This is a genomic window from Rhizobium oryzihabitans, from assembly GCF_010669145.1.
Taxonomy (GTDB): Bacteria; Pseudomonadota; Alphaproteobacteria; order Rhizobiales; family Rhizobiaceae; genus Agrobacterium; species Agrobacterium oryzihabitans.
The window spans coordinates 3,092,803-3,113,602 of record NZ_CP048632.1; the positions used below are offsets into that span (position 1 = coordinate 3,092,803).

Sequence of the window (20,800 nt, forward strand, 5' to 3'; positions counted from 1 at the left end):
CAGGGCATAGGCCATGCTGGTCCAGCTCTCGATACGCGATATCGTTCTGATTGAAAGGCTCGACCTCGGCTTTGAGGCGGGCCTTTCCGTGTTGACGGGTGAGACGGGCGCGGGCAAATCCATTCTGCTCGACAGCCTGTCGCTGGCTCTCGGCGGACGTGGTGATGGCGGCCTGGTGCGTCACGGGGAGGAGAAGGGGCAGGTTACCGCCACTTTCGAAGTCCCGAACAGTCATCCCACACGGCTTCTCCTGCGTGAAAACGGTCTCGATGATGATGGCGACCTGATCTTCCGCCGCGTGCAATCCGCCGACGGGCGGACCAAGGCCTATATCAACGATCAGGCCATCAGCGTGCAGATGATGCGCCAGCTCGGGCAATTGCTGGTCGAAATTCACGGCCAGCATGATGATCGCGCCCTTGTCGATACCGATGCCCACCGCACGCTGCTGGATGCCTTTGCCGGGCTCAGCGACGATGCCCGTGCCGTGCAGGGTTTCTACCGGACATGGAAGGACGCCGAGCGGGCGTTGAAGACCCACCGCGCCAAGGTGGAGGCTGCTGCCCGCGAGGCTGATTATCTGCGTTCCTCCGTCGAAGAGCTTGAAGTGCTTTCGCCACGTGACGGCGAGGAGGACGAGCTTGCCGACCGCCGGGCGATCATGCAGAAATCCGAACGTATTGCTGGCGATATCGCCGAAGCAAGCGAGTTCCTGAACGGCAACGCTTCGCCTGTGCCGATGATTGCTTCGATGATGCGGCGTCTGGAGCGCAAGAGCCACGAGGCACCGGGATTGCTGGAAGACACCGTGCAATTGCTGGATGCCGCGCTCGACAGTCTTTCCAACGCGCAGATGGAAGTGGAGGCGGCGCTGCGCCGCACCGAGTTCGATCCGCGTGAGCTGGAACGGGTGGAGGAGCGGCTGTTTGCGCTGCGCGCCGCCGGACGCAAATATAATGTCCCGGTGCCTGATCTGCCGGCGCTTGCGGAAAAAATGGTCGCGGATCTTGCAGATCTCGATGCGGGCGAGGAAAAGCTCGGCAAACTCGAAGCCAATCTCGGCGTCGTGAAAGCCGATTTTGACCGTGAGGCGAAGTCGCTTTCCGAAAAGCGACGCCATGCGGCAAATGCACTTTCCGAGGCTGTCATGGCCGAGCTTCCGGCACTTAAGCTGGAGCGGGCACGCTTCACCGTCGAAGTCAGCTCCGATCCGGAGCAGGCGACGGCTGATGGTATCGACATTGTCGAATTCCACGTCCAGACCAATCCGGGAACGCGTCCCGGCCCGATTATGAAGGTTGCCTCGGGCGGCGAACTGTCCCGTTTCCTCTTGGCGCTGAAAGTGGCGCTGGCGGATCGCGGTTCCGCACCGACGCTGGTTTTCGACGAAATCGACACGGGCGTCGGCGGGGCTGTGGCGGATGCCATCGGCCAGCGGCTGCGCCGTCTGTCGAAAACCGTGCAGGTTCTGTCAGTCACCCACGCGCCGCAGGTGGCCGCGCGGGCGGCGACGCATCTTCTCATTTCCAAGGGTCCTTCTGGCGACGGAAGCGAGCGTATCGCCACACGCGTGGCGACGATGGAGCCAAACCACCGCACGGAAGAAATCGCCCGCATGCTTGCCGGCGCTTCGGTGACCGATGAGGCGAGGGCTGCGGCCGCCCGCCTGCTTGCCGCCAAGGACTAACGGCTGACGGCCACCGCCACGCCGGAGCCGATCATGACACCGCCAGCTGCCCGGTTCACCCTGCGGACGATTCTCGGCTCCCGCAGCAGCTTTCTTGCCCGCACGGCAAGAACAACATGACCGCCGATAACAATCGCCTCCACCGCGACGATGACGGACGCCAGCGCCAGAAGGTGATCGACGGTCAGCGAAGCGCCGACGACGTTTGGCAGCAATGCCACGTAAAAGAGCGGCATCTTTGGATTGCCGAGGTTAAGTGCGGTTCCGGTCGCGAATATCGAGATGAGGCTACGGCCGCCATTCAAGGGCTGCAGATCGGGAACGACAGGTTCCGCTGTCCAGAGCTTAAAGCCCATCCAGATCAGATAGGCCGCGCCGCCATAGCGTAGCACCGCCATAACCGTCCCCATTTCGGCGGCGAGGATCGACAGGCCGAAGGCTGCAAGTGTGAGGAAAATCAAGATCCCAGCGACAGTCCCGGCACCATAGGCGAGGCCGGAGGCGGCGCCATGGGTGATGGTGCGGGCGACGATCGTCATATTGTCTGGTCCGGGGCTGGCCGCGAACACGAAGAAGGCTGCTGCAAAGGCAATGAGAGTGGTGAGTTCCATAGGGGGGCTCTGGCATCCGTTTCATCCGGATGTTCAGAATAGCGGATTCCCGCCTGTTGAAAAGCGAGGATGGTTTTGTGTTTGCCAATAATTCGCTAAAAGCATTGCAGATTCATCCGTGAGGCTTCTTCCATGTCGAAAGACCAGACACCCGTCGAAAACCTGACCGAGCTTGAGGCCTCTTCCGAACTTGCGTTTCTGGCGGCCGAGCTTGCCCGCCATGATGCGCTCTACCATGGCAAGGATGCGCCGGAGATTTCGGACGCGGAATATGATGCGCTGAAGCGGCGCAACGATGCCATCGAGGCGGCGTTTCCGGCGCTGGTGCGGGCCGACAGCCCGTCGAAGAAAGTCGGCTTCACGCCGCTTCCGACCTTTGCGCCGATCGTGCATGCGCGGCCGATGCTCTCGCTCGACAATACGTTTTCCGAAGAAGATCTGCGGGATTTCGTTAGCTCCGTCTATCGCTTCCTCGGACATCTGCCGGATGATTCCATCGCTTTTACCGCCGAGCCGAAGATCGACGGCCTTTCCATGTCCATCCGCTACGAGAAGGGCAAGCTGAAGACGGCCGCGACGCGTGGCGACGGCACGACGGGCGAGAATGTCACCGCCAATATCAAGACCATCAAGGAAATTCCGAACGAACTGCCTGCCGATGCGCCCGATGTGGTGGAGGTGCGCGGTGAGGTCTATATGGCCAAGAGCGACTTCATGGCGCTCAATGCGCAGATGGAGGCCGACGGCAAGCAGACCTATGTGAACCCGCGCAACACGGCCTCCGGTTCGCTACGCCAGCTTGACGCCAATGTGACGGCGAAACGCAAGCTGCGGTTCTTCGCCTATGCGCTTGGCGAAGTCTCGAATGGCGGCCAGCCGGCGCGGATTGCCGACACGCAATATGGCATCGTCGAGAAGTTCCGGGACTGGGGTTTTCCGGTCAATCCGCTGATGAAGCGATTCACTTCGGCCGAGCAATTGCTTGAACATTATAATGAAATCGGCGTTGCGCGACCCGACCTCGATTACGATATCGACGGTGTGGTCTACAAGGTCGACCGGCTCGACCTTCAGGAACGGCTTGGCTTCCGTTCGCGCAGCCCGCGCTGGGCTACCGCGCACAAGTTTCCGGCCGAACAGGCCTTCACCACGGTCGAGAACATTGAAATCCAGGTAGGACGCACCGGCGCGCTGACGCCGGTTGCGCGTCTGACGCCGATCACCGTCGGCGGTGTCGTCGTCACCAATGCGACGTTGCATAATGCCGATTACATCGAGGGTATCGGCAATAGCGGCGAGCGCATCCGTCCTGAAGATCATGACATCCGCATCGGCGATACCGTCATCGTGCAGCGTGCAGGTGATGTCATTCCGCAGGTGCTGGATGTGCTTCTGGAGAAGCGCCCGGCCGAGGCGGTGAAGTATGCGTTTCCGGAGAAATGTCCGGTTTGTGGCAGCCATGCGGTGCGGGAGCGCAATGAGAAGACCGGCAAACTCGATTCGGTCACGCGCTGCACCGGCGGTTTCGTCTGCCGGGCGCAGGCGGTGGAGCATCTGAAACATTTCGTCTCGCGCAATGCCTTTGATATCGAGGGACTGGGCACCAAGCAGATCGACTTCTTCTTCGAAAGTGACGATCCTTCCCTGTCGATCAAGACTGCGCCTGATATCTTCACGCTGAAGGTGCGGCAGGAGGCATCGCATCTTACCAAGCTTGAAAATATCGACGGTTTCGGCAAGGTCAGCGTCAAGAAGCTGTTCGATGCCATCGATGCCCGCCGCGAGATCGATCTTCACCGGCTGATCTTCGCGCTCGGCATTCGTCATGTGGGCGAAACCACGGCGAAGCTTCTGGCGCGCTCCTACGGCACCTATGAGCATTTCGAGGAGGCCATGAAGGCGGCCGCCGATCCGGCGAGCGATGCCTGGGCCGAGCTCAACAGCATCGATGGTATTGGCGAGGTCGTGGCCCGCGCCATCATCGAATTCTACAAGGAGCCGCGCAATCTCGATGTCATCGACCGGTTGATACGGGAGTTGCAGCCGAAGGAGGCCGAGAAGCCCTCGACGGAAGGCAGCCCGGTGGCTGGCAAGACGGTGGTCTTCACCGGCTCGCTCGAAAAATTCACGCGTGACGAGGCGAAGGCTCGCGCGGAAAGTCTGGGCGCCAAGGTGGCCGGTTCCGTATCGAAGAAGACGGACATTCTGGTGGCCGGACCGGGGGCTGGCTCCAAGCTTGCCAAGGCGGCGGAGCTGGGCGTGCAGACCATGGATGAGGACGAGTGGCTGGCGCTGATCGGCGGCTGAGGCACCGTCATCGCCGCGTTGTTCTGCACCGCTACTGGTCTCATCCTGAAACGGGGAACGGGACATGGATGATCGCATCGTCATCTCTACGCAACAGGTTCGAGCGCTGATCGCAGGCCAGTTTCCGCAATGGGCGGCGCTCGATGTCAGGCCGGTAGAACTGAGCGGCTGGGATAATCGCAGCTTCCGCCTCGGTGCGGATATGCTCGTTCGCCTGCCAAGCGCTGAGCGTTATGTGGCGCAGGTGGAGAAGGAGCACCGGTGGCTGCCGGTACTTGCGTCTTTTCTGCCTCTTCCGATCCCGGAGCCGTTGGCGCTCGGCAAGCCCGGAGAGGATTATCCGTTCTGCTGGTCCGTCTACGGTTGGCTTGAGGGCGAGCCTCTCGCCCGGCATCTCGGGCATATCGATCTTCCAACCATAGCCGTCGATGTGGCGGCGTTTTTGAAAGTCCTGCACGGCATCGATGCCTCCGATGGTCCGCTTGCGGGTGAGCACAATTTCCACCGCGGCGGGTCGCTTGCAGTCTATGACGGCGAGGCGAGGGCGGCGGCGGTGCGTCTTGACGATGAGATCGATCACGCGCTGGCCATGGAGATATGGCAGCTTGCCCTTTCCAGCCGCCGGCAGAGGCCGGGTGTGTGGGTGCATGGCGATATTGCCGAGGGCAATCTGCTGGTCAAAGATGGCCGCCTTTCAGCGGTCATCGATTTCGGCAGCTCCGGCGTTGGCGACCCGTCTTCCGATCTCATTCTCGCATGGAATGTGCTCGATACGGAAAGCCGAGCCGTGTTTCGCCGGGCGCTGGATCTGGATGATGCCACCTGGCAGCGCGGACGTGGCTGGGCGTTGTGGAAGGCGCTGATCACGCTTGAAGCGCAGCGCGGCCGCAACGAACAAATGGCCGAATGGTCGCGCCGGACCATTCGGGAGGTGTTTGCGGATCATCTATCTGCCTGAAACATCAACGCAGACGCGCCATCACATAGGCGTCGACATATTTGCCGTCGCGATACGCATCGTTGCGCAAGGTGCCTTCACGTTCGAAACCGAATTTCTCATAAAGCCGTATGGCGGCGAGATTGTCGGTGAAGACGTTCAGTTCGATGCGGCGGATGTCGTGCCAATTGTCGGCCGCATCGATGAGCGCCGCCAGAAGCCTTGAACCAACACCCTTTCCGGCGAAATCGTCGTGAACGGACATCGCAAGATCGGCGACATGGTACTGTCGACCCGCTCTGCGGTATAATCCGGCGTTTCCGATGAGTTTCCCATGCCAGTCCGCGACGATGGCAATATCGGTGGGAGCTCGGTTCTCTATTGATTTTCTCGTCTTTTCAACCGTCTGAAAAGGTTGCCGAAGGGTACCGTGCCGGACGCCGGGAAGGTTGAGCATTTCGGTCAAGGCTTCGACGTCTTCAAGCCGGGTCGCGCGCAGGACAACGTCCTTCAGATCAAATGGCTTGTTTGTAATATCTGCTGGTTTCATGTTCATGCCTGTCTCCTTGTGGCGCGTTCGGAGCAGGCGTGACACCCCTGCTCTTATCGGCAGGGGTGGATGTTGATCGCTCAGTGCGCGGACATGCCTCTCCCTGCCGGTTGACCGGTAATTGTCATGTGGCGGGTGGTTGTCGTCTTGATAGCGATCATGAAGGGGAGAATGCTTTTACGATCTGTCACTGTCAAGCGGGTGCCTTGCGCAGGAAATTCCTTAGTTTTACCGGCAGCCTGCCGTCGATTGCCGCAAGGCCGGCCGCGATCATCGCCATGCCTGCGAAATGCTTGATTTCCAGCTGCTCTCCGAGAATGAGCGAACCGAGCAGGATGGCGCTGACGGGGATGAGGAAAGTGACGAGCGCGAGGTTGGTGGCGCCGGCTGTGGCGAGAATGCGGAAGAAGATGAGATAGGCGAGCGCCGTCGACAGCAGGGCGATGCCGATGAGCGCCCCCCAGGTGCCAAGGCTCGGCATGGCAAGCGTCCATGGCTTGTCGATGAGGAGAGCAGCCGGGATCAGCATCAGCGTCGATGAGGATATCTGGCCGGTGGCGGTCATCAGCGGCGGCACGCCCATGGCCTTGAAGCGGCGGCCGAATATGCCCGCGAAGGAATAGGAGATGGCCGCGCCGAGAATGGCGATCTGACCCCAGAGGCTGGAGGCCGCGCCGCCGAAGGCTGCCGGGCCGATCATGGTGGCCACACCGACAAACCCGATGAGAACGCCGGCCAGCTTGTTACCGGTCATCTTCTCGTCGGCGGTCAGAAAATGGGCGACGATGACGGTAAAGAGCGGCGTCGTCGCATTGAGGATCGAGGCCAGCCCGCTGGCAATATGGGTCTGGCCCCAGACGATCAGGCAGAAGGGAATGATGTTGTTGAGCAGTCCCATGCCGAAAAAAGCGCGCCATACGGCCCATTGGCGCGGCAGGTGAAGACCCATGATGCGGCAGACGATGAGAAGCGCCACGGCTGCCATGCTGACCCGCAGCGTGACGATGGTGACGGGCGGCAGTTCCTTGACGGCGATGCCGATGAAAAAGAACGATCCGCCCCACAGGAGCGAGAGCGCGACGAGCATCCCCCATTCGCCGGCATCCATCTGTTTCTGTATCGCCATCTTCGTCTCCCAAGGGCATGAATTCTGACATTTTTGCAGATCGGATCGCCGGCATCCACCCGATATGGGTTGAGTTCACCTCAATTGGATATTCGCGGTTTCCGGTCGCTTCGCGTCCTGTTGCTTCTATTTACTCCCCGTTTTATGGTGTTTTCAAACGATAGTTTCTCGTCAGATAATTGAGCTGAGCTAAATCATGGCAATGGAGCTTCCGTCCCTGAAAGGATTGCAGGCCTTCGAAGCTGCCGCGCGATATCGCAGCGTCACGCTTGCTTCCAACGAGTTGAATGTCACGCCCGGCGCGGTTAGCCTGCAGATCAGGGAGCTCGAAGCCCGGCTTGGCGTACAGCTGTTTGTCCGCAAACCACGCAGCATCCAGCTGACGCGTGAGGGTGAGCGTTATTATGGCTCCCTTCGCACCGCATTCCGGATGATGCGCGAGGCGACGGCGGAGCTGACGGCGCGATCGGAGATTACGGTGTTGACGCTGAGCTGCACGCCGACATTTGCCGTGCAATGGCTGATGCCGAGGCTGCCCGGTTTCCAGCAGCGACACCCGCATGTGGATGTCCGCATCAGCGTCACCAACCGGCTGGTGGATTTTTCAAGGGACGATGTCGATCTGGCCGTGCGGCATGGTTTCGGCCGGTATGAAGGGCTGGAGAGCATCCGCTTCATAGATGACAGCACCTTGCCCGTCTGCTCGCCGCAGCTTTTTGAAAAATACGGGCCGCTTCGGGTGGCGGGCGATCTGCAATCCGTTCCCCTGCTGCACGACGAAAACCGTAACGAATGGCGGCGCTGGCTCGAAACGGCGGGGGCGAGAGAGGTCGACGCTTCCGGTGGCACCGTGTTTATCGACAGCAATGGCGCGCTGGATGCGGCCAAAGCCGGACATGGTGTTGCCCTGACACGGCGCTCGCTTGTTTCCCGTGAGCTTGCCGAGGGCGCGCTGATTGCGCCCTTCGGCACGGATATTGCCAGCACGCTTGCCTACTTCCTCGTCTACCCACGGCGAATGCTGGATAATCCCGATCTCGTGACGCTCATTGACTGGATGCTTTCGGAAGCAGGTTCGGGCGAAGTCGGTTCTCTTTGACGCCAATCCGGTTTATGCCGGAATGAAACAACGGGAATCACTTTTGAAAACCATCGCCATCGATTTCGAGACCGCCAATGAGGAACGGGGCAGCGCCTGCTCCGTGGGGCTTGCGTGGATAGAAGACGGTGAGATCGTTCGTGTCGAGGAACGGCTCATCCGGCCGAAGGATATGCGGTTTTCGCCCTTCAACATCGCCGTGCATGGGATTCGGCCTGCCGATGTCGAGGACGCGCCGGAATTTCCTGATGTGATGGAGGAGTTCATCGACGATTTTCAGGGCGCCACGATGATCGCCCACAATGCCGCCTTCGATTTCAGCGTCATGCGCGCCTCCTTCGACAAATACCGGCAGTCCTATCCTGATCTTTCCTATCTGTGCAGCGTCAAGATCGCCCGCCATGTCTGGCCGCATCTGGAATCGCACAAGCTGAATGTGATCGCCCATCATCTCCAGTTGCGTTTCGTGCACCACAATGCCGCCGAAGATGCCGTCGTCTGCGCGGCGGCTTCGATTGCGGCGGCCAAGGCGCTGCGTGTTTCCCATATCCGCGACCTGCCGGAAAAGATCGGCATGGTCGCCGGCCGTCTCACATCCAGCGGCTATCAGCCCTGCAGCATGAAAAAACGCGTCGTCTCCCGGGTTGCGTAACTCTTCCCCGCACTTATGTTTGAAGCAGCGTAACGGAGAAGATGCGATGACGATGAAAACTCTCTCGGGCTTGTTTGCGGGCTTTCTGGCGTTGCTTCCGGTGACAGCGGCGCATTCGCAGGTCGTCGGTGAGGTTGGCGTCGACTGGATCGGCAATGATATCGTCATCGAGGCGATCGCCGATCCCAAGATCAAGGGCGTGACCTGCCATGTCACCTATTTTTCGCGCGGCGTCATTGATCGGCTGAAGAACGGCAACTGGTTCGAAGACCCTTCGAACAATGCCATTTCCTGCAGCCAGACGGGACCGGTCGAAATCGGCAACATCGATCTGTCGAAGGGCGGGGAAGAGGTTTTCCGGCAGGGTATGTCGCTGGTCTGGAAGAAGCTCGTCGTCAGCCGCGTTTACGACAAGGCGAATGACACGCTGATCTATCTCGTCCATGCGCGGGAACTCACCGATGGTTCGGCCAAGATGGCGATCTCGACGGTGCCGCTCTATAACCAGCAAGTGACGTGGGAGAAGGGCAAGCCATGAGGTTGCCGACCCTCAACCGTCATGCCGGACTTGATCCGGCATCCAGTCACGGCGCGCCTGCGCCGTGAAAAGTCTTACGCGATCAAGGACTTGATCGCACTGGACCCCGGATCAAGTCCGGGGTGACGGAGCTTTACTGAAACGGGACTGCCAAATTGAACATCCCGCCGCTTATACTGCGCTGACGTAAACGGTAGCCCGGCCCGATCAGGCCGCTTCGCGCGTCAGCTCGTCGGCGATGACCGTATCGAGGTTGAGGAAGCAGACCATGCTCTTTTCCAGCGCAACGATGCCGCGGCAGAAGCTGCGCTGCTCTTCCGGAATTATATCCGGCGCGGGCTGCAAGTCCTCGGAGCGGATGGTCATCATGTCGGAGACCTGTTCCACCAGAAGTCCGACCAGCTTGCCGCCGATATCGGTGACGATGATGGCGGAGCGTTCGGAAGGCTCGGTCATTTTCATGCCGAGGCGGCCGGCCATGTCGATGACGGGAATGACGGCGCCGCGCAGGTTGATGAGGCCGAGAACATAAGGCGGGGTGTGCGGCATCGGGGTAACCGGCGCCCAACCGCGGATTTCGCGGATCGCCATGATGTCGATGCAGAATTCCTGATCGCCCAGATGGAAGGAAACGATTTCGAGATATGCGCCGGATTGCTTGATGGCGTTGGACATGACGGCAGGTTTCCTCTGATGGCTCTCTAACAGGCCCGCGCAGGATTGAGCTTTATGCGGTGGCCGGAGAATGGACCGGGAGACATCATGTCGAGGCTTTAAAAACCGCTATGGTCATAATGCACAGCAAGATTTTAAACTTTCCCTAACAATTGCGCTGTTCCAACCGCAAAACCCAGTGTTTTGGCGGTTTTCGCGCTCGCGCAAACAGGTTATGATGGCGATATGAACGGGCTCGTCTCCAATCCGCTGAAATTTATTCTGGCAAGTCTTGCAGCCATGGCTTCGCTTGCCATTGTGCTTCTTGCCTTTGACGGCTGGGTGCGGCACGGCACGGATATTTTCCTGTCCACGGTACAGAGTGGCATCGCCTGGTGCCTGTGACGTGTTTTCCGGCTGCGGATTTGTGACAAATCAGCGCGGTTCCCGCAAATACCGCCCAGTTGATTTGCCGTCCCCGTCGCCGTTCGCTATCTGTCGGCCAAAGCCCGCGCTATCAGGCCGGCCTTCGGGGTAGGATTGGACAATGAGAAATATTCGTATCGTATTGTGGGCCGTGGTGGTCGTTCTCGCCGGCGTCGTCAGCTGGCTAACGATCGAAATGACGAAGACGCGTGAGGAGATGGTGGAGACCGCCTATGGTGTGCCCTTCCAACTCACGGCGCAAAACGGCCAGCCGATCACCGAAAAGGCCTTTCAGGGCAAGCCGACAGCGCTTTTCTTCGGTTTCACCCATTGCCCGGAAGTCTGCCCGACAACCCTTTTCGAGCTGAACGGCTGGATGGAGAAGGTTGACCCGGCCGGTGACAAGCTGCAGGCCTATTTCGTCTCCGTCGATCCCGAGCGCGATACGCCTGAAATCATGCAGCAATATGTCTCCAACGTCTCGAAGCGCATCACCGGCATCACCGGCCCGGCCGATAAGATCGCCGAAACGCTGAAGGGCTACCGTATCTATGCCAAGAAGGTGCCGGTGGACGAGAAGGATCCGAATGGCGACTACACCATGGATCACACCGCGTCCGTCATCCTGCTCGACGCCAATGGCCGTTTTTCCGGCACCATCGCTTATGGCGAAAACCCTGAAGTCGCCGAGCAGAAGCTTCAGAATCTTCTGAAGGGCTGATAGAGGCGGCATAATTGCGCCGGGCTTATTGGACTGGCCGAGGTTTTGTGGCAAAGGCAAGAACAATAACCTCATCCAGAGAAAGCAGCCCGCCGTGAGCGAAATCCGACTTTACGTCACCACGACCGAAATCAAGGCCGGTGAAATCCTCGATCTCATGTCGGACTATTTCGGCGAGGAGGATGTCGCGATTGCTACCACCGAGGTGGATGAGAAGCGCGACATCTGGGAAGCCTCCGTCTATCTGATGGCCGAGCAGGAAGAGGAGTTTCGCGAGCGTGTCGAAGCCTTGCTCGCTCCCGCCTTTCCCGGTCTGGTCATCGAGAAGGAGATCGTTCCTGATGTCGACTGGATCGCCAAGTCGCTTGAAGGGCTGAAGCCGGTCAGGGCAGGGCGTTTCATCGTGCATGGCGCCCATGATCGGGACAAGGTGCGGGCGAACGATCTGGCAATCGAGATCGAGGCGGGACAGGCTTTCGGCACCGGCCATCACGGCACGACGGCCGGCTGCCTTGAGATGATCGAGGAGGTTCTGCGGGCGCGGACCGTGCGCAATGCGCTTGATCTCGGTACCGGCAGCGGCGTTCTGGCGATTGCGGTGCGCAAGATGCGTCCCATCCCCGTGCTTGCGACGGATATCGACCCGATCGCCGTCAAGGTGGCGAAGGAGAATGTGCGGCTGAACGGCATCGTCTCCGGGATGGCGCTGGAGACCGCGCCGGGCTTCCACTCGGACGCCTTCCGCAAGCACGGCCCGTTCGACCTCATCATCGCCAATATTCTGGCGCGGCCGCTCATCAAGATGGCGCCGCAGCTCGTCACGCATCTGGCACCCGGCGGCACCGTCATCCTGTCCGGCATTTTGGCGTCACAGCGCTGGAAGGTGCTTTCCGCCTATAATGGCGCCCGGCTTTCCCATGTCCGCACCATCTGGCGCAACGGCTGGGTCACGCTGCATCTGCGCAAAGACTGAACCAGCGGCAATATTCCTTTCAGGCAAAAGAAAAGGCGGCGCTTTCGCGCCGCCTGGAAACCCGCGAGCATGGGAGGAGCTTGCTCAAGCGGGTCGACGTATTCCTGTTGGGCGCGGTGGAGGGAGGATCGCCGCGCCCGACGTGATCAGAATACGTAGCTGGACTTTGCCTTGCGGCGAAGATCGGCGCGGTTCATGCCGAGCGCTTCGAGCGACTTGTCGTCGAGGTTCAAAAGTGCGGCGTTGACGTGACGGCTGACCTGACGCTCGCGTGCTTCAACGACGCGATCGAAGGCGTTGCGGAGGAAAGACTTTGCCATTGCTTCAAATCCTTGTTTGCCAGGAGATTGTCTCTCTCGCTGTGTTGATCTGAAGATAAGCGATGTGTTTTTGTTTAGTTAGAGGGAATGTCTCAGGGGAGATATGCGCTTAACGCATTGCTGTCCGTTTTCAGTATTACTTAATTTGCAAAATATGCACAATTTATCACCGCAATCGGTTCTGTCATATATGGCTTGAAACCGGGTTTGCCCGCATGGCATTGTCCTTGCGCGCCAATGATTTGCCGGCGTGACCGAACAGCTTTCCTCATGACAGTTCCCGAAAGACGCCCATGTTCCAGACCTTCGAAAACAAATCCGCGCCGCAATTCGGCAAGGCCCGCGTCGAGGCGCTGCGCGCCGGTTTCGACGCCCTCGGCATCGACGGTTTCCTGGTGCCGCGCGCCGATGAATATCAGGGAGAATATGTGCCGGAATCCTCCGAGCGCCTGTCATGGCTGACCGGATTTACCGGTTCTGCCGGTATCGCGCTGATAACGCGCGCAGAGGCGGTGGTGTTCGTCGATGGCCGGTATACCACGCAGCTCAAGTCGCAGGTTGACCAATCGGTGTTCAGCGGCGGTGATCTGGTCGGTGCGCCGCCCTCCGTCTGGTTGTCCGAATACGCGACCGGGGGCTTTCGGCTGGGCATCGATCCCTGGCTGCATACCGGAGCTGAATTGAAGCGGCTGGAAAAGGCTGTTGCGGCCAAGGGCGGCTCGGTCGTCCTGCTCGAAAGCAACCCTCTCGACGCCCTGTGGCAGGATCGCCCTTCCGAACCGCTGGAACCCGTCGTCATCCAGCCGGAGGCCTTCACCGGCAAGCTGGCGAAGGACAAGATCACCTCGCTGGCGGAGACGGTATCGGCCAAGGGTGCGGATGCCCTGCTGGTGACCGATCCTTCATCCATTGCATGGATTTTCAATATTCGCGGCAATGATGTGCCGCACACCCCACATCCGCTTGCCCGCGCCATCATCTATGCGGATGGCAAGGCGGATATTTTTCTCGACAAGCGCAAGACCGGTATCGAGGCAGAGGCTTATCTGGCGCAGCTGGCAACACAATTGCCGCCGTCGAAGATCGCTGATCGTCTGCACGCCATTGCCAGTGCCAAGGGCCGCGTCATGGTGGATGCCGATCTGGCGCCCGTGGCGCTGACAGGGGCGATCACGGCGGCGGGCGGCACGTTGATCGAGGAGGCGGATCCCGTTCGCCTGCCGCGTGCCTGCAAGAACGAAGCGGAGCTTGCCGGCTCCGCTGCCGCCCATGTGCAGGACGGTGCGGCCATGGTTGAATATCTCTGCTGGCTGGATCAGCAGCAGCCGGGCAGCGTCACCGAAATCGCGGCTGTGAAGGCCTTGGAGGCGGCGCGGGCCAAGGTGGGGCAGGGGCTGCAAAACCCGCTGAAGGACGTGTCTTTCGACACGATTTCGGGTGCTGGCGACCATGCCGCCATCATCCACTACCGCGTCACCACCGACACGGACCGTACGCTTGCCGATGGCGAGATGTTCCTCGTCGATTCCGGCGCGCAATATGTCAACGGCACCACGGATATCACCCGTACCGTGGCGATTGGCAATGTTCCGGAAGAGCAGCGGCGGTTCTTCACGCTGGTGCTGAAAGGCGTTATCGCCATCAGTGCCGCACGGTTTCCGAAGGGAACGCGTGGCTGCGATCTCGATCCGCTGGCGCGCATCGCATTGTGGAAGGCCGGGGCGGATTATGCCCATGGCACGGGCCACGGTGTCGGTTCCTATCTTTCGGTGCATGAGGGGCCGCAGCGTATCGCAAGGCTTTCGACGCAGGAGCTGCTGCCCGGCATGATCCTGTCGAATGAGCCGGGTTATTACCGACCCGGTGCCTTTGGCATTCGCATCGAAAACTTGATCTATGTGCGCGAGGCGGAAGCGGTGGCGGGCGGCGACCAGCCGATGTTCTCTTTCGAGACGCTGACCTGGTGCCCCATTGATCGCAGGCTGATGGTGGTGGGGCTGCTGACCGACGATGAGCTTGACTGGCTCAACGCCTATCACGCCGGCGTTCTGGAAAAGCTGTCGCCCTTGATCGCAGACGAGGATGTGAAGGCGTGGCTCGTCGCCGCCACGCTTCCTTTGACGCGGGTGGCTTAAAACAGCGACGAGTGCCTTATCGCAATGACGATTGCCCAGCCGACCGCCAGCATCGTCAGGCCGGGGAAACGCAGGCAGACCAGAAGTGCCGCCACCATGCTGATCTTGACCTCGTATCCGCCTTCGAAAAAGGCGGGTGCGACCAGCGTGGTCAGAACGGCAACGGGAACGGCGTTCAGTCCCGCCTCCATGCGCGGCGGGATGGATTTCATCCGCGTCATCAGAACATAACCGCCGATGCGGGTAAGATAGGTGGCGATGGCGGCGAGCGCGATCAGGATCAGTGTATCGGCGTGCAGAAAATCGCTCATGGCTTTTCCACCTTGCTTTCAGGATTGGTCTCGCCGGCCGGTTTGGGCGGATAGAGGACTGCAACTAGAATGCCGGCAACCGCGCCGAAGCTGACATGCCAGGGCGAACCGACGATGTGATAGGCGACCGTTGCGCCAATCGCGCTTGCCAGCATCACCGGGTAGAAATTTTCCCGCTGGCGAAAACTCAGGACCATACCCATGAAATAGATCGGCAGCAGCACATCGAGACCGATGGCTTTCGGATCGCCGACCATGTTGCCGAGCGACGCGCCGACAATCGTCATGGCCAGCCACAGGACATAGACCGGTGTGGCAAAGCCCATATACCAGGCAAAACCGACCGTGCCGGTATTTTCATATTTTCTGACCGATTCGGCGAATTGCGGATCCACCAGCACGAAGAAGCCCGCCGCCTTCTGCAGGAAAGACCAGTTTGTGATCATTCTGGCGATGGCGGCCGAATAGAGGATATGGCGGAAATTGACGGCGAAGACCGACAGGACGATCAGCCAGGGCGCAACCTTCTGGCCGAACAATTCGATGCCGACAAGCTGGCTGGCGCCAGCATAGACGGTGCCGCTCATGATCGTGGCCTCGACGATGCTTAGGCCGTTATCAACTGCAACTGCACCGAACAAGGCGCCGAAGGGGGCGGCGGAAAGGGCGATCGGAAAGCCGGTCTTCAAGCCCTCGCGAAAATCTGTATTGGACATTTTTGGGAACTCCTTGCCGCCGCTCTATCGCCGTCCCGTCTGGCTGGCAAACAAATTGCATGAATGGATCGATTGATTCCCTTGAAGCATCCGTTACGTTAGCTGCATCCCGGCGCATCGGCGCCCAACTCACGAATTGACGGATGATGAATGCTTGAGAAGCAGGAAAAGGCGGTCCTGGCCGCGCGTATCAAGGACTATCTTGCCCGGGAAACGGAAACCGAGATGGGTCTGCTGCAGGCGGAAATCTTCGTGGAATTTCTGGCCGAGGAAGTTGGATATGTCTTTTACAATCAGGGCCTCAAGGATGCGCATGCCGCGATCCTGAGGCGTTTGGAGGACGCGGCGGGCGATATCGACGTGCTGGAGAAGCCGAGGCTGCGCTGACGGCGCTTCCCTTCCTCATCCCTGTGCCCGTCACGGGATTCAGCCAGACCAAGTCCTTGGGCTGAAAAGAGTCTCTTCGCCGCGCAGACGTGCGTCGGCTGGATTCCTGTGACAGGCACAGGAATGAGGTTGAGGGGATGCGCCGTCACAAGAAATTCTTGGATCGTGTAGGTGGAATTCGATTAAACGTGACGGGCTTCAGTCGCGCAATATGTCGCGACTTCTGAGAATGGCCACGCCTTTTTCCCGCATGGCGGTGATCGACGCCTTTATGCCCTGTGGATCGATGCCGCGGCTTGCATCCTCGATGAAGCGCACCTTGACATCGGGTAGCATGTCGAGCGCATCGAACACCGAGAAACTGACGCAATAATCGGTGGCGAGGCCGCAGACATCAAGCTGCGTCACGCCCTGGCGGGTCAGATAATCGGCAAGGCCGGTGGTTGCCCCCTGATCATTGTCGCGAAAGGCGGAATAGCTGTCGACGGCGGGGTTTTCGCCCTTCTGCTGGATGTAGTCGAAGGCGTCTGTCTTCAGATCGGGGTGGAATTCCGCATCCGGCGTGCCCTGCACGCAATGGTCCGGCCACATCATCTGCGGTTTGCCGGAGAGTTCGCCCATGTCGAACGGTTTCTTGCCGGGATGCTGCGAGGCGAAACTGCCGTGATTTTCCGGGTGCCAGTCCTGCGAGGCGACGATCAGGTCATAACCGCCATTATCGATCAGGGCGTTGGCAACGGGTACGACCCTGTCACCCTCGGCAACGGCCAGATTGCCGCCTGGGCAAAAGCCGTTCTGGATATCGATGAGCAGCAGCGCCTTCATGATTTTCCTCCCTTATTTGCGGGCAGGATGCCAAGCCGGCACTGGCGGATCAAGTGCTCTTTCAACCTTTGTGCAGGCATGACGGCGTTGCAGCAAAGCGATATCCGTCGCTTTCCTGCCGCATTTGCAGCAAATTTCCGGCCAAGTCGGAATTTACCTGACGATGCGGCGACGGAAACTTTAAAGGCCGATGACGCCCTTGAGGGCATTTTTCCGGGACGAGGCGGTGCAGATGCACGCCTTATCCACGCAAGTCATTGTTTTGCCTTCGCCCGATAATGCGCAGACCTTAACGAATTATTTTTGCAGGGACTCGTAAACACTTTGGTTACCATAATTCGTCATGCTTCGAACCAGTCAGTTCCGAAACAGGCGTGGTGTCCGCCCGCTGTTCGGATGCCCCAAAATCCCTCCGGCGTTGTCCGGTTGTGCGTGAACGGTTCGAGTAACGAGTATCATGGCGTTTTCTGCTGCGGCCTATAATGGCGCCGGTCCTGCCCGGTCGTCCTGCCCCAAGAAGAGCAAATCCTTTTCGCCTGGCCGAATGTCGGCGCTGCTTGGCGGTGGTGCCTTTGCGGGTCTTTTCGCCTTTGCTGCCTTCGCCTCGCTTCACGGCATGGCGGCTGCTTCGCATGGCGTCGGACAGTTTGAAAAGACGCTGGTGGCCAGGCTCGATTCCGCGGAGACGGCGATCGACCGGGCTGTTGCGCGGGATATTCACGTCCGCAAGTTTTCCCGTCTGAGCGACCACAGCCATGGCCAGCAGAAGGCTGTCCGCCTTGCCGGCATGATGCCCGAGATCGGCGCGAAGGAATTCGGCGAGCGTTTCGGTGCGGCTGCAAATGCGAAAGGGCAGGCGACGGTCAAGGAGCTTGCTGCACTCAGGCCTTCGGCAATTGTCGATTCCGCGCTTGGGCGTACCACCGAGGTTGCCTATCAGAGTGCAGCTTCCCATCCGGCATTCGAAGTGGCGCTGGCGCGTCCGCAGATCGAGGAAGAGGCGAGCAGCCTGCTTCCGGACGACGTGCCGCTTCCAAGCTTCAGGCCCGATGTGGCGGCTGCCGAGACCGTGGAGCCATCGCCGCGTCCCGCTCTCTCCAAGGCCGCAGTTGCTTCCGCACCTGCTTTCGATGCGCCTGTTCCCCTGCGTGCGCCGCAGCCGCCGAAACAGAGCACCGGCGCCATGCTCGCCTTTGCAAAGCCTGATAATCCGATGCGCGAGCCGAGCAAGATGGATGCGGTTCCGTGGCCGGATCGCGGTAACGGCACGGCGATCTACGATATCTCCTCCGGCGTCGTTCACATGCCGAACGGCGAGAAGCTGGAAGCGCATTCCGGCATCGGCAAGATGCGCGACAATCCCGACTATGTTCACGTCAGAATGCGCGGCTCGACGCCGCCTTCCAGCTACAGGCTGACAATGCGTGAGGCGCGGTTCCATGGCGTCGAGGCCATTCGGCTGACGCCGGAAAACGGTGTCAATCCGCATGGCCGCGATGGTCTTCTTGCCCATACCTACATGCTGGCGAAACGCGGCGAATCGAATGGCTGCGTGGTGTTCAGGGATTATTCCCGCTTCCTTGCGGCCTTCAAGCGCGGCGAAGTGAAGCGCATGGTGGTAGTGCCGAAGCTAAACGGCAATCGTCCGACACTCGCCAGCAGCGGCGGAAAAAGCGGTGGCAAGACCCTGCTCGGCATGTTCTCGCGCGGCAGCGATTCCTGAGTTCCTGATTTGCGCGTCTTGCTGGAAGTGGGCTAGCGGCCGCGCCGCTGCGTCAGCACCATGCCGCCGAGGATCAGCAGAATACCGAGCGCGCTTGCCCAGATTTCCGGTGGATGATCGCTGAAGAGATCAAGGACGACGCCTGACACCATCTGGCCGCTGATGACCAGAAGCGCCGTATTGACCGCGCCGATGCGGGGGATCAACCAGCTTCCCGAAGCGATGAAGACAACACCGATCGGGCCGCCGATAAAGGCGAGCCAGGGTGCGTCTGCCGCACCTGGCGGAATGAGACCGCCGACGATGAGGCCGATGACTGTCAGCACCGCAAACCCGACGGCATGGTTCCAGAAGGAAGCAATCAGCGGCGAGTTGGACAGGCTGAGGCGGCCGTTGATCTGTCGGCTGAGCGCAACGAAGACGCCGCCGGTGAAAGCCATGGCGATCCAGACGATCATGCCGTTCTCCCGACCAGAATGATGAGCGCGCTGCCGCAGAGGATCAGCGCCACTGCTGCTATGTCACGTAGATCCGGCCGCCGTTTCGGCAGGCCGAAAAGGCCGAAAAGATCGGCCAACAGGCTGAAGATCACCTGTCCGCCGAGACCCAGCGCGATGGTGCCGGAGAGCGCCAGCGGCGAATTGACGGCGGTGGAGGTGAGGACGACGATGGCAGCGCCGACGACACCCCCGCAATAGGCCCAGAGCGGTGCCCTCGGCTTTTCTGCCACGCTCGCATCTTTCTTCGGGCGCCTGATCGCCAGATAGAGCAGCGCCGCCACCGTGCCGGTGCCATGCGCCGTCCATGAGGAAAAAAGCGCATTGCCGTAATGGGCAAGCTGTCCGTTGAAATGCACCATCAGCGTCAGAAGGCAGCCGCTGGTGAAGGCGGCGGCAAGATGCAGCGGGTTGAGGCGGGAATGCGTCGTTTCTGTCATGGTGGGCCGGGGAAAGCTGAAGATGGAAACGAGCTTTAGCCGATATGGGCCTGAAGCGGAATCGAATTGCGCCGTTTCACTGCCTCAGGCGACATTATCCTGTGCGCTGCGGAACAAGCGATCCGGCCACGCATTATCCCACCATGAAGAAAACGACGCGCAAACCATTGAACCGGATGACGATTTTCGTCATTTCGATTTTCATTCTCGCAGCCGTGATTGCGGCGGTCTATCTCGTCGGCTTCACGCCAGGCGAAGTTTAAGCCGGGGCCGTCAATTGTTGGCGGGAACGGTCTTGCCCTTGCCGCGCTCCAGCGCAACGCTCAGCCTGGCGATGGCGAAGCGGAGGCCGCGCAGGAGGAAACGGCTGGTTTCCAGATAGGCGCGATAGGGCAGCACGGTGAAATAACGCCAGCGGGGCAAACGGTATATGCGCAGATTGTTCTGGATCTGGCTTTCCCCGTCCGCATCCTGCGTGGCGCAGAGCGGATAGATGAAGGCGCCCTTCAGGCCGGCGAGATATTCCAGATCGAACGCGATATCGTAGGCCAACCGCATGGGGATGAGCTTCGATATCCACTTGCCGGCGCGGCGGTTGACGAGATAGGCGCCCGAACCCTTTTCCCGCGTCAATGCGATCGCGAGCGAGCGGCCATTGGAAAGCGGACGGAACGGAAATTTGCGGCCGTTGCTGACCGTCGTCAGCCGCAGCAGATCCCAGTCGCCGCCATTCAGCACCGCCTCATCGATAGCGTTGATAAAATCATTGTCGAAGACGACATCGTCTTCAAGGATGAGCGCGATGTCGGCATCGCCGTCCATGAACCGGTTGGCGCAGGCGACATGGCTGAGATAGCAGCCGATTTCCGGCGGCGAGGTGCGGCGGCCATGCATGAGCATGTAGGACAGCTCGCTGAATTCCGGGATCGGATAATTCAGTTCGCGGCCATTGACGCCCGGAACGCGCTCCGCCTTCAGCCCGATGGCGTCGAGGCGTGCGTTCATGTCCTCGAGGCGCTTGGTGGCGCTATCCATATTGATCAGGAAAACGGCAAGCCTGCGCTGGCTTTTCGGTAAGATATGCAAAGCAGTCCTCGCCCGGTTTCTGCACCCTGTTGCAACTCCTTTATTGCAACGGCGCGACGCGGGCTACGGAAAAAGCTGG

Annotated in this window: 23 protein-coding genes; 12 read left to right on the forward strand and 11 right to left on the reverse strand. The window is 59.9% G+C overall.

Going from position 1 to position 20,800, the window contains the following annotated elements; genetic code table 11:
- The first annotated feature begins 13 nt into the window (after positions 1-13).
- Positions 14-1,687, forward strand: coding sequence for a DNA repair protein RecN (gene recN, locus G3A56_RS15495; protein WP_082182640.1), 1,674 nt, complete (start codon positions 14-16; stop codon positions 1,685-1,687).
- Here recN and G3A56_RS15500 read toward each other — a convergent pair.
- Complete coding sequence (locus tag G3A56_RS15500) at positions 1,684-2,298, reverse strand: LysE family translocator (RefSeq protein WP_082182639.1); 615 nt, start codon at positions 2,296-2,298, stop codon at positions 1,684-1,686. The two genes, recN and G3A56_RS15500, sit on opposite strands and share 4 nt — an antisense overlap.
- A 132-nt stretch (positions 2,299-2,430) precedes the next feature.
- On the opposite strand from G3A56_RS15500, the gene ligA reads away from it, so the two are divergent.
- Complete coding sequence (gene ligA, locus G3A56_RS15505) at positions 2,431-4,605, forward strand: NAD-dependent DNA ligase LigA (protein ID WP_082182638.1); 2,175 nt, start codon at positions 2,431-2,433, stop codon at positions 4,603-4,605.
- Between the two features lie 64 nt (positions 4,606-4,669).
- Positions 4,670-5,563 carry an aminoglycoside phosphotransferase family protein gene (locus G3A56_RS15510; RefSeq protein WP_082182637.1) on the forward strand — a complete coding sequence of 298 codons (894 nt, stop codon included), beginning with the start codon at positions 4,670-4,672 and terminating at the stop codon, positions 5,561-5,563.
- 4 nt (positions 5,564-5,567) lie between these two features.
- Here the strand turns inward: G3A56_RS15510 and G3A56_RS15515 are convergent, their stop codons facing one another.
- Together G3A56_RS15515 and G3A56_RS15520 are read right to left on the reverse strand one after the other, a co-directional pair.
- Positions 5,568-6,098, reverse strand: coding sequence for a GNAT family N-acetyltransferase (locus G3A56_RS15515; RefSeq protein WP_082182636.1), 531 nt, complete (start codon positions 6,096-6,098; stop codon positions 5,568-5,570).
- Positions 6,099-6,285: 187 nt separating this feature from the next.
- Positions 6,286-7,218, reverse strand: a complete 933-nt coding sequence (locus tag G3A56_RS15520) for a DMT family transporter (RefSeq protein WP_164056498.1) — start codon at positions 7,216-7,218, stop codon at positions 6,286-6,288.
- A gap of 196 nt (positions 7,219-7,414) precedes the next feature.
- On the opposite strand from G3A56_RS15520, the gene gcvA reads away from it, so the two are divergent.
- From gcvA to G3A56_RS15535, 3 genes are read left to right on the forward strand one after another with little or no spacing between them, the layout of a single operon-like run.
- Positions 7,415-8,317, forward strand: a complete 903-nt coding sequence (gcvA, locus tag G3A56_RS15525; RefSeq protein WP_082182635.1) for a transcriptional regulator GcvA — start codon at positions 7,415-7,417, stop codon at positions 8,315-8,317.
- Between the two features lie 43 nt (positions 8,318-8,360).
- Complete coding sequence (locus tag G3A56_RS15530) at positions 8,361-8,969, forward strand: 3'-5' exonuclease (protein WP_082182634.1); 609 nt, start codon at positions 8,361-8,363, stop codon at positions 8,967-8,969.
- A 46-nt stretch (positions 8,970-9,015) separates the two neighbouring features.
- A complete protein-coding gene (locus tag G3A56_RS15535) occupies positions 9,016-9,507 on the forward strand; it encodes a CreA family protein (protein ID WP_035242248.1) in 492 nt (163 codons plus the stop codon).
- A gap of 207 nt (positions 9,508-9,714) precedes the next feature.
- Here the strand turns inward: G3A56_RS15535 and G3A56_RS15540 are convergent, their stop codons facing one another.
- Positions 9,715-10,182, reverse strand: a complete 468-nt coding sequence (locus G3A56_RS15540) for a chemotaxis protein CheW (RefSeq protein WP_082182633.1) — start codon at positions 10,180-10,182, stop codon at positions 9,715-9,717.
- 225 nt (positions 10,183-10,407) lie between these two features.
- Between G3A56_RS15540 and G3A56_RS15545 the strand changes: the two genes are divergently transcribed.
- The 3 genes from G3A56_RS15545 to G3A56_RS15555 all read left to right on the forward strand — a co-directional run bounded on the left by G3A56_RS15545 (position 10,408) and on the right by G3A56_RS15555 (position 12,281).
- A complete protein-coding gene (locus G3A56_RS15545) occupies positions 10,408-10,566 on the forward strand; it encodes a hypothetical protein (RefSeq protein ID WP_237681008.1) in 159 nt (52 codons plus the stop codon).
- 142 nt (positions 10,567-10,708) lie between these two features.
- The gene (gene sco, locus G3A56_RS15550) at positions 10,709-11,308 is read left to right on the forward strand and encodes a cytochrome oxidase assembly protein Sco (protein ID WP_035220536.1); all 600 of its coding nucleotides are present in this window, start codon (positions 10,709-10,711) and stop codon (positions 11,306-11,308) included.
- Between the two features lie 94 nt (positions 11,309-11,402).
- Complete coding sequence (locus G3A56_RS15555) at positions 11,403-12,281, forward strand: 50S ribosomal protein L11 methyltransferase (protein WP_035220737.1); 879 nt, start codon at positions 11,403-11,405, stop codon at positions 12,279-12,281.
- Between the two features lie 146 nt (positions 12,282-12,427).
- Here the strand turns inward: G3A56_RS15555 and G3A56_RS28435 are convergent, their stop codons facing one another.
- Positions 12,428-12,601 carry a hypothetical protein gene (locus tag G3A56_RS28435; RefSeq protein ID WP_003494935.1) on the reverse strand — a complete coding sequence of 58 codons (174 nt, stop codon included), beginning with the start codon at positions 12,599-12,601 and terminating at the stop codon, positions 12,428-12,430.
- A 293-nt stretch (positions 12,602-12,894) separates the two neighbouring features.
- Between G3A56_RS28435 and G3A56_RS15560 the strand changes: the two genes are divergently transcribed.
- The gene (locus tag G3A56_RS15560; RefSeq protein WP_082182631.1) at positions 12,895-14,736 is read left to right on the forward strand and encodes an aminopeptidase P family protein; all 1,842 of its coding nucleotides are present in this window, start codon (positions 12,895-12,897) and stop codon (positions 14,734-14,736) included.
- On the opposite strand, the gene G3A56_RS15565 is transcribed toward G3A56_RS15560, so the two are convergent.
- The gene (locus G3A56_RS15565) at positions 14,733-15,047 is read right to left on the reverse strand and encodes an AzlD family protein (RefSeq protein ID WP_082182630.1); all 315 of its coding nucleotides are present in this window, start codon (positions 15,045-15,047) and stop codon (positions 14,733-14,735) included. The two genes, G3A56_RS15560 and G3A56_RS15565, sit on opposite strands and share 4 nt — an antisense overlap.
- A complete protein-coding gene (locus G3A56_RS15570; RefSeq protein ID WP_082182629.1) occupies positions 15,044-15,763 on the reverse strand; it encodes an AzlC family ABC transporter permease in 720 nt (239 codons plus the stop codon). Before G3A56_RS15570 ends, G3A56_RS15565 begins: the two co-directional genes overlap by 4 nt.
- A 150-nt stretch (positions 15,764-15,913) precedes the next feature.
- Between G3A56_RS15570 and G3A56_RS15575 the strand changes: the two genes are divergently transcribed.
- Positions 15,914-16,150, forward strand: coding sequence for a DUF2164 domain-containing protein (locus G3A56_RS15575; RefSeq protein WP_035220545.1), 237 nt, complete (start codon positions 15,914-15,916; stop codon positions 16,148-16,150).
- Between the two features lie 198 nt (positions 16,151-16,348).
- On the opposite strand, the gene pncA is transcribed toward G3A56_RS15575, so the two are convergent.
- Positions 16,349-16,975 (reverse strand): bifunctional nicotinamidase/pyrazinamidase, encoded by a 627-nt coding sequence (gene pncA / locus G3A56_RS15580; RefSeq protein ID WP_082182628.1) that lies wholly within the window; start codon positions 16,973-16,975, stop codon positions 16,349-16,351.
- A 457-nt stretch (positions 16,976-17,432) separates the two neighbouring features.
- Here pncA and G3A56_RS15585 point away from each other — a divergent pair, with 457 nt between their 5' ends.
- Positions 17,433-18,698: a DUF2778 domain-containing protein gene (locus G3A56_RS15585; protein ID WP_082182627.1), complete on the forward strand. Its 1,266-nt coding sequence runs from the start codon at positions 17,433-17,435 to the stop codon at positions 18,696-18,698.
- Between the two features lie 32 nt (positions 18,699-18,730).
- Here the strand turns inward: G3A56_RS15585 and G3A56_RS15590 are convergent, their stop codons facing one another.
- From G3A56_RS15590 to G3A56_RS15600, 3 genes are all read right to left on the reverse strand, one after another.
- Positions 18,731-19,156 (reverse strand): DMT family transporter, encoded by a 426-nt coding sequence (locus tag G3A56_RS15590; protein WP_082182626.1) that lies wholly within the window; start codon positions 19,154-19,156, stop codon positions 18,731-18,733.
- Positions 19,153-19,635 carry a DMT family transporter gene (locus tag G3A56_RS15595; RefSeq protein ID WP_082182625.1) on the reverse strand — a complete coding sequence of 161 codons (483 nt, stop codon included), beginning with the start codon at positions 19,633-19,635 and terminating at the stop codon, positions 19,153-19,155. The genes G3A56_RS15590 and G3A56_RS15595 overlap by 4 nt, the downstream gene beginning before the upstream one ends.
- 273 nt (positions 19,636-19,908) lie before the next feature.
- Complete coding sequence (locus G3A56_RS15600; protein ID WP_082182623.1) at positions 19,909-20,721, reverse strand: glycosyltransferase family 25 protein; 813 nt, start codon at positions 20,719-20,721, stop codon at positions 19,909-19,911.
- Positions 20,722-20,800 lie beyond the last annotated feature (79 nt).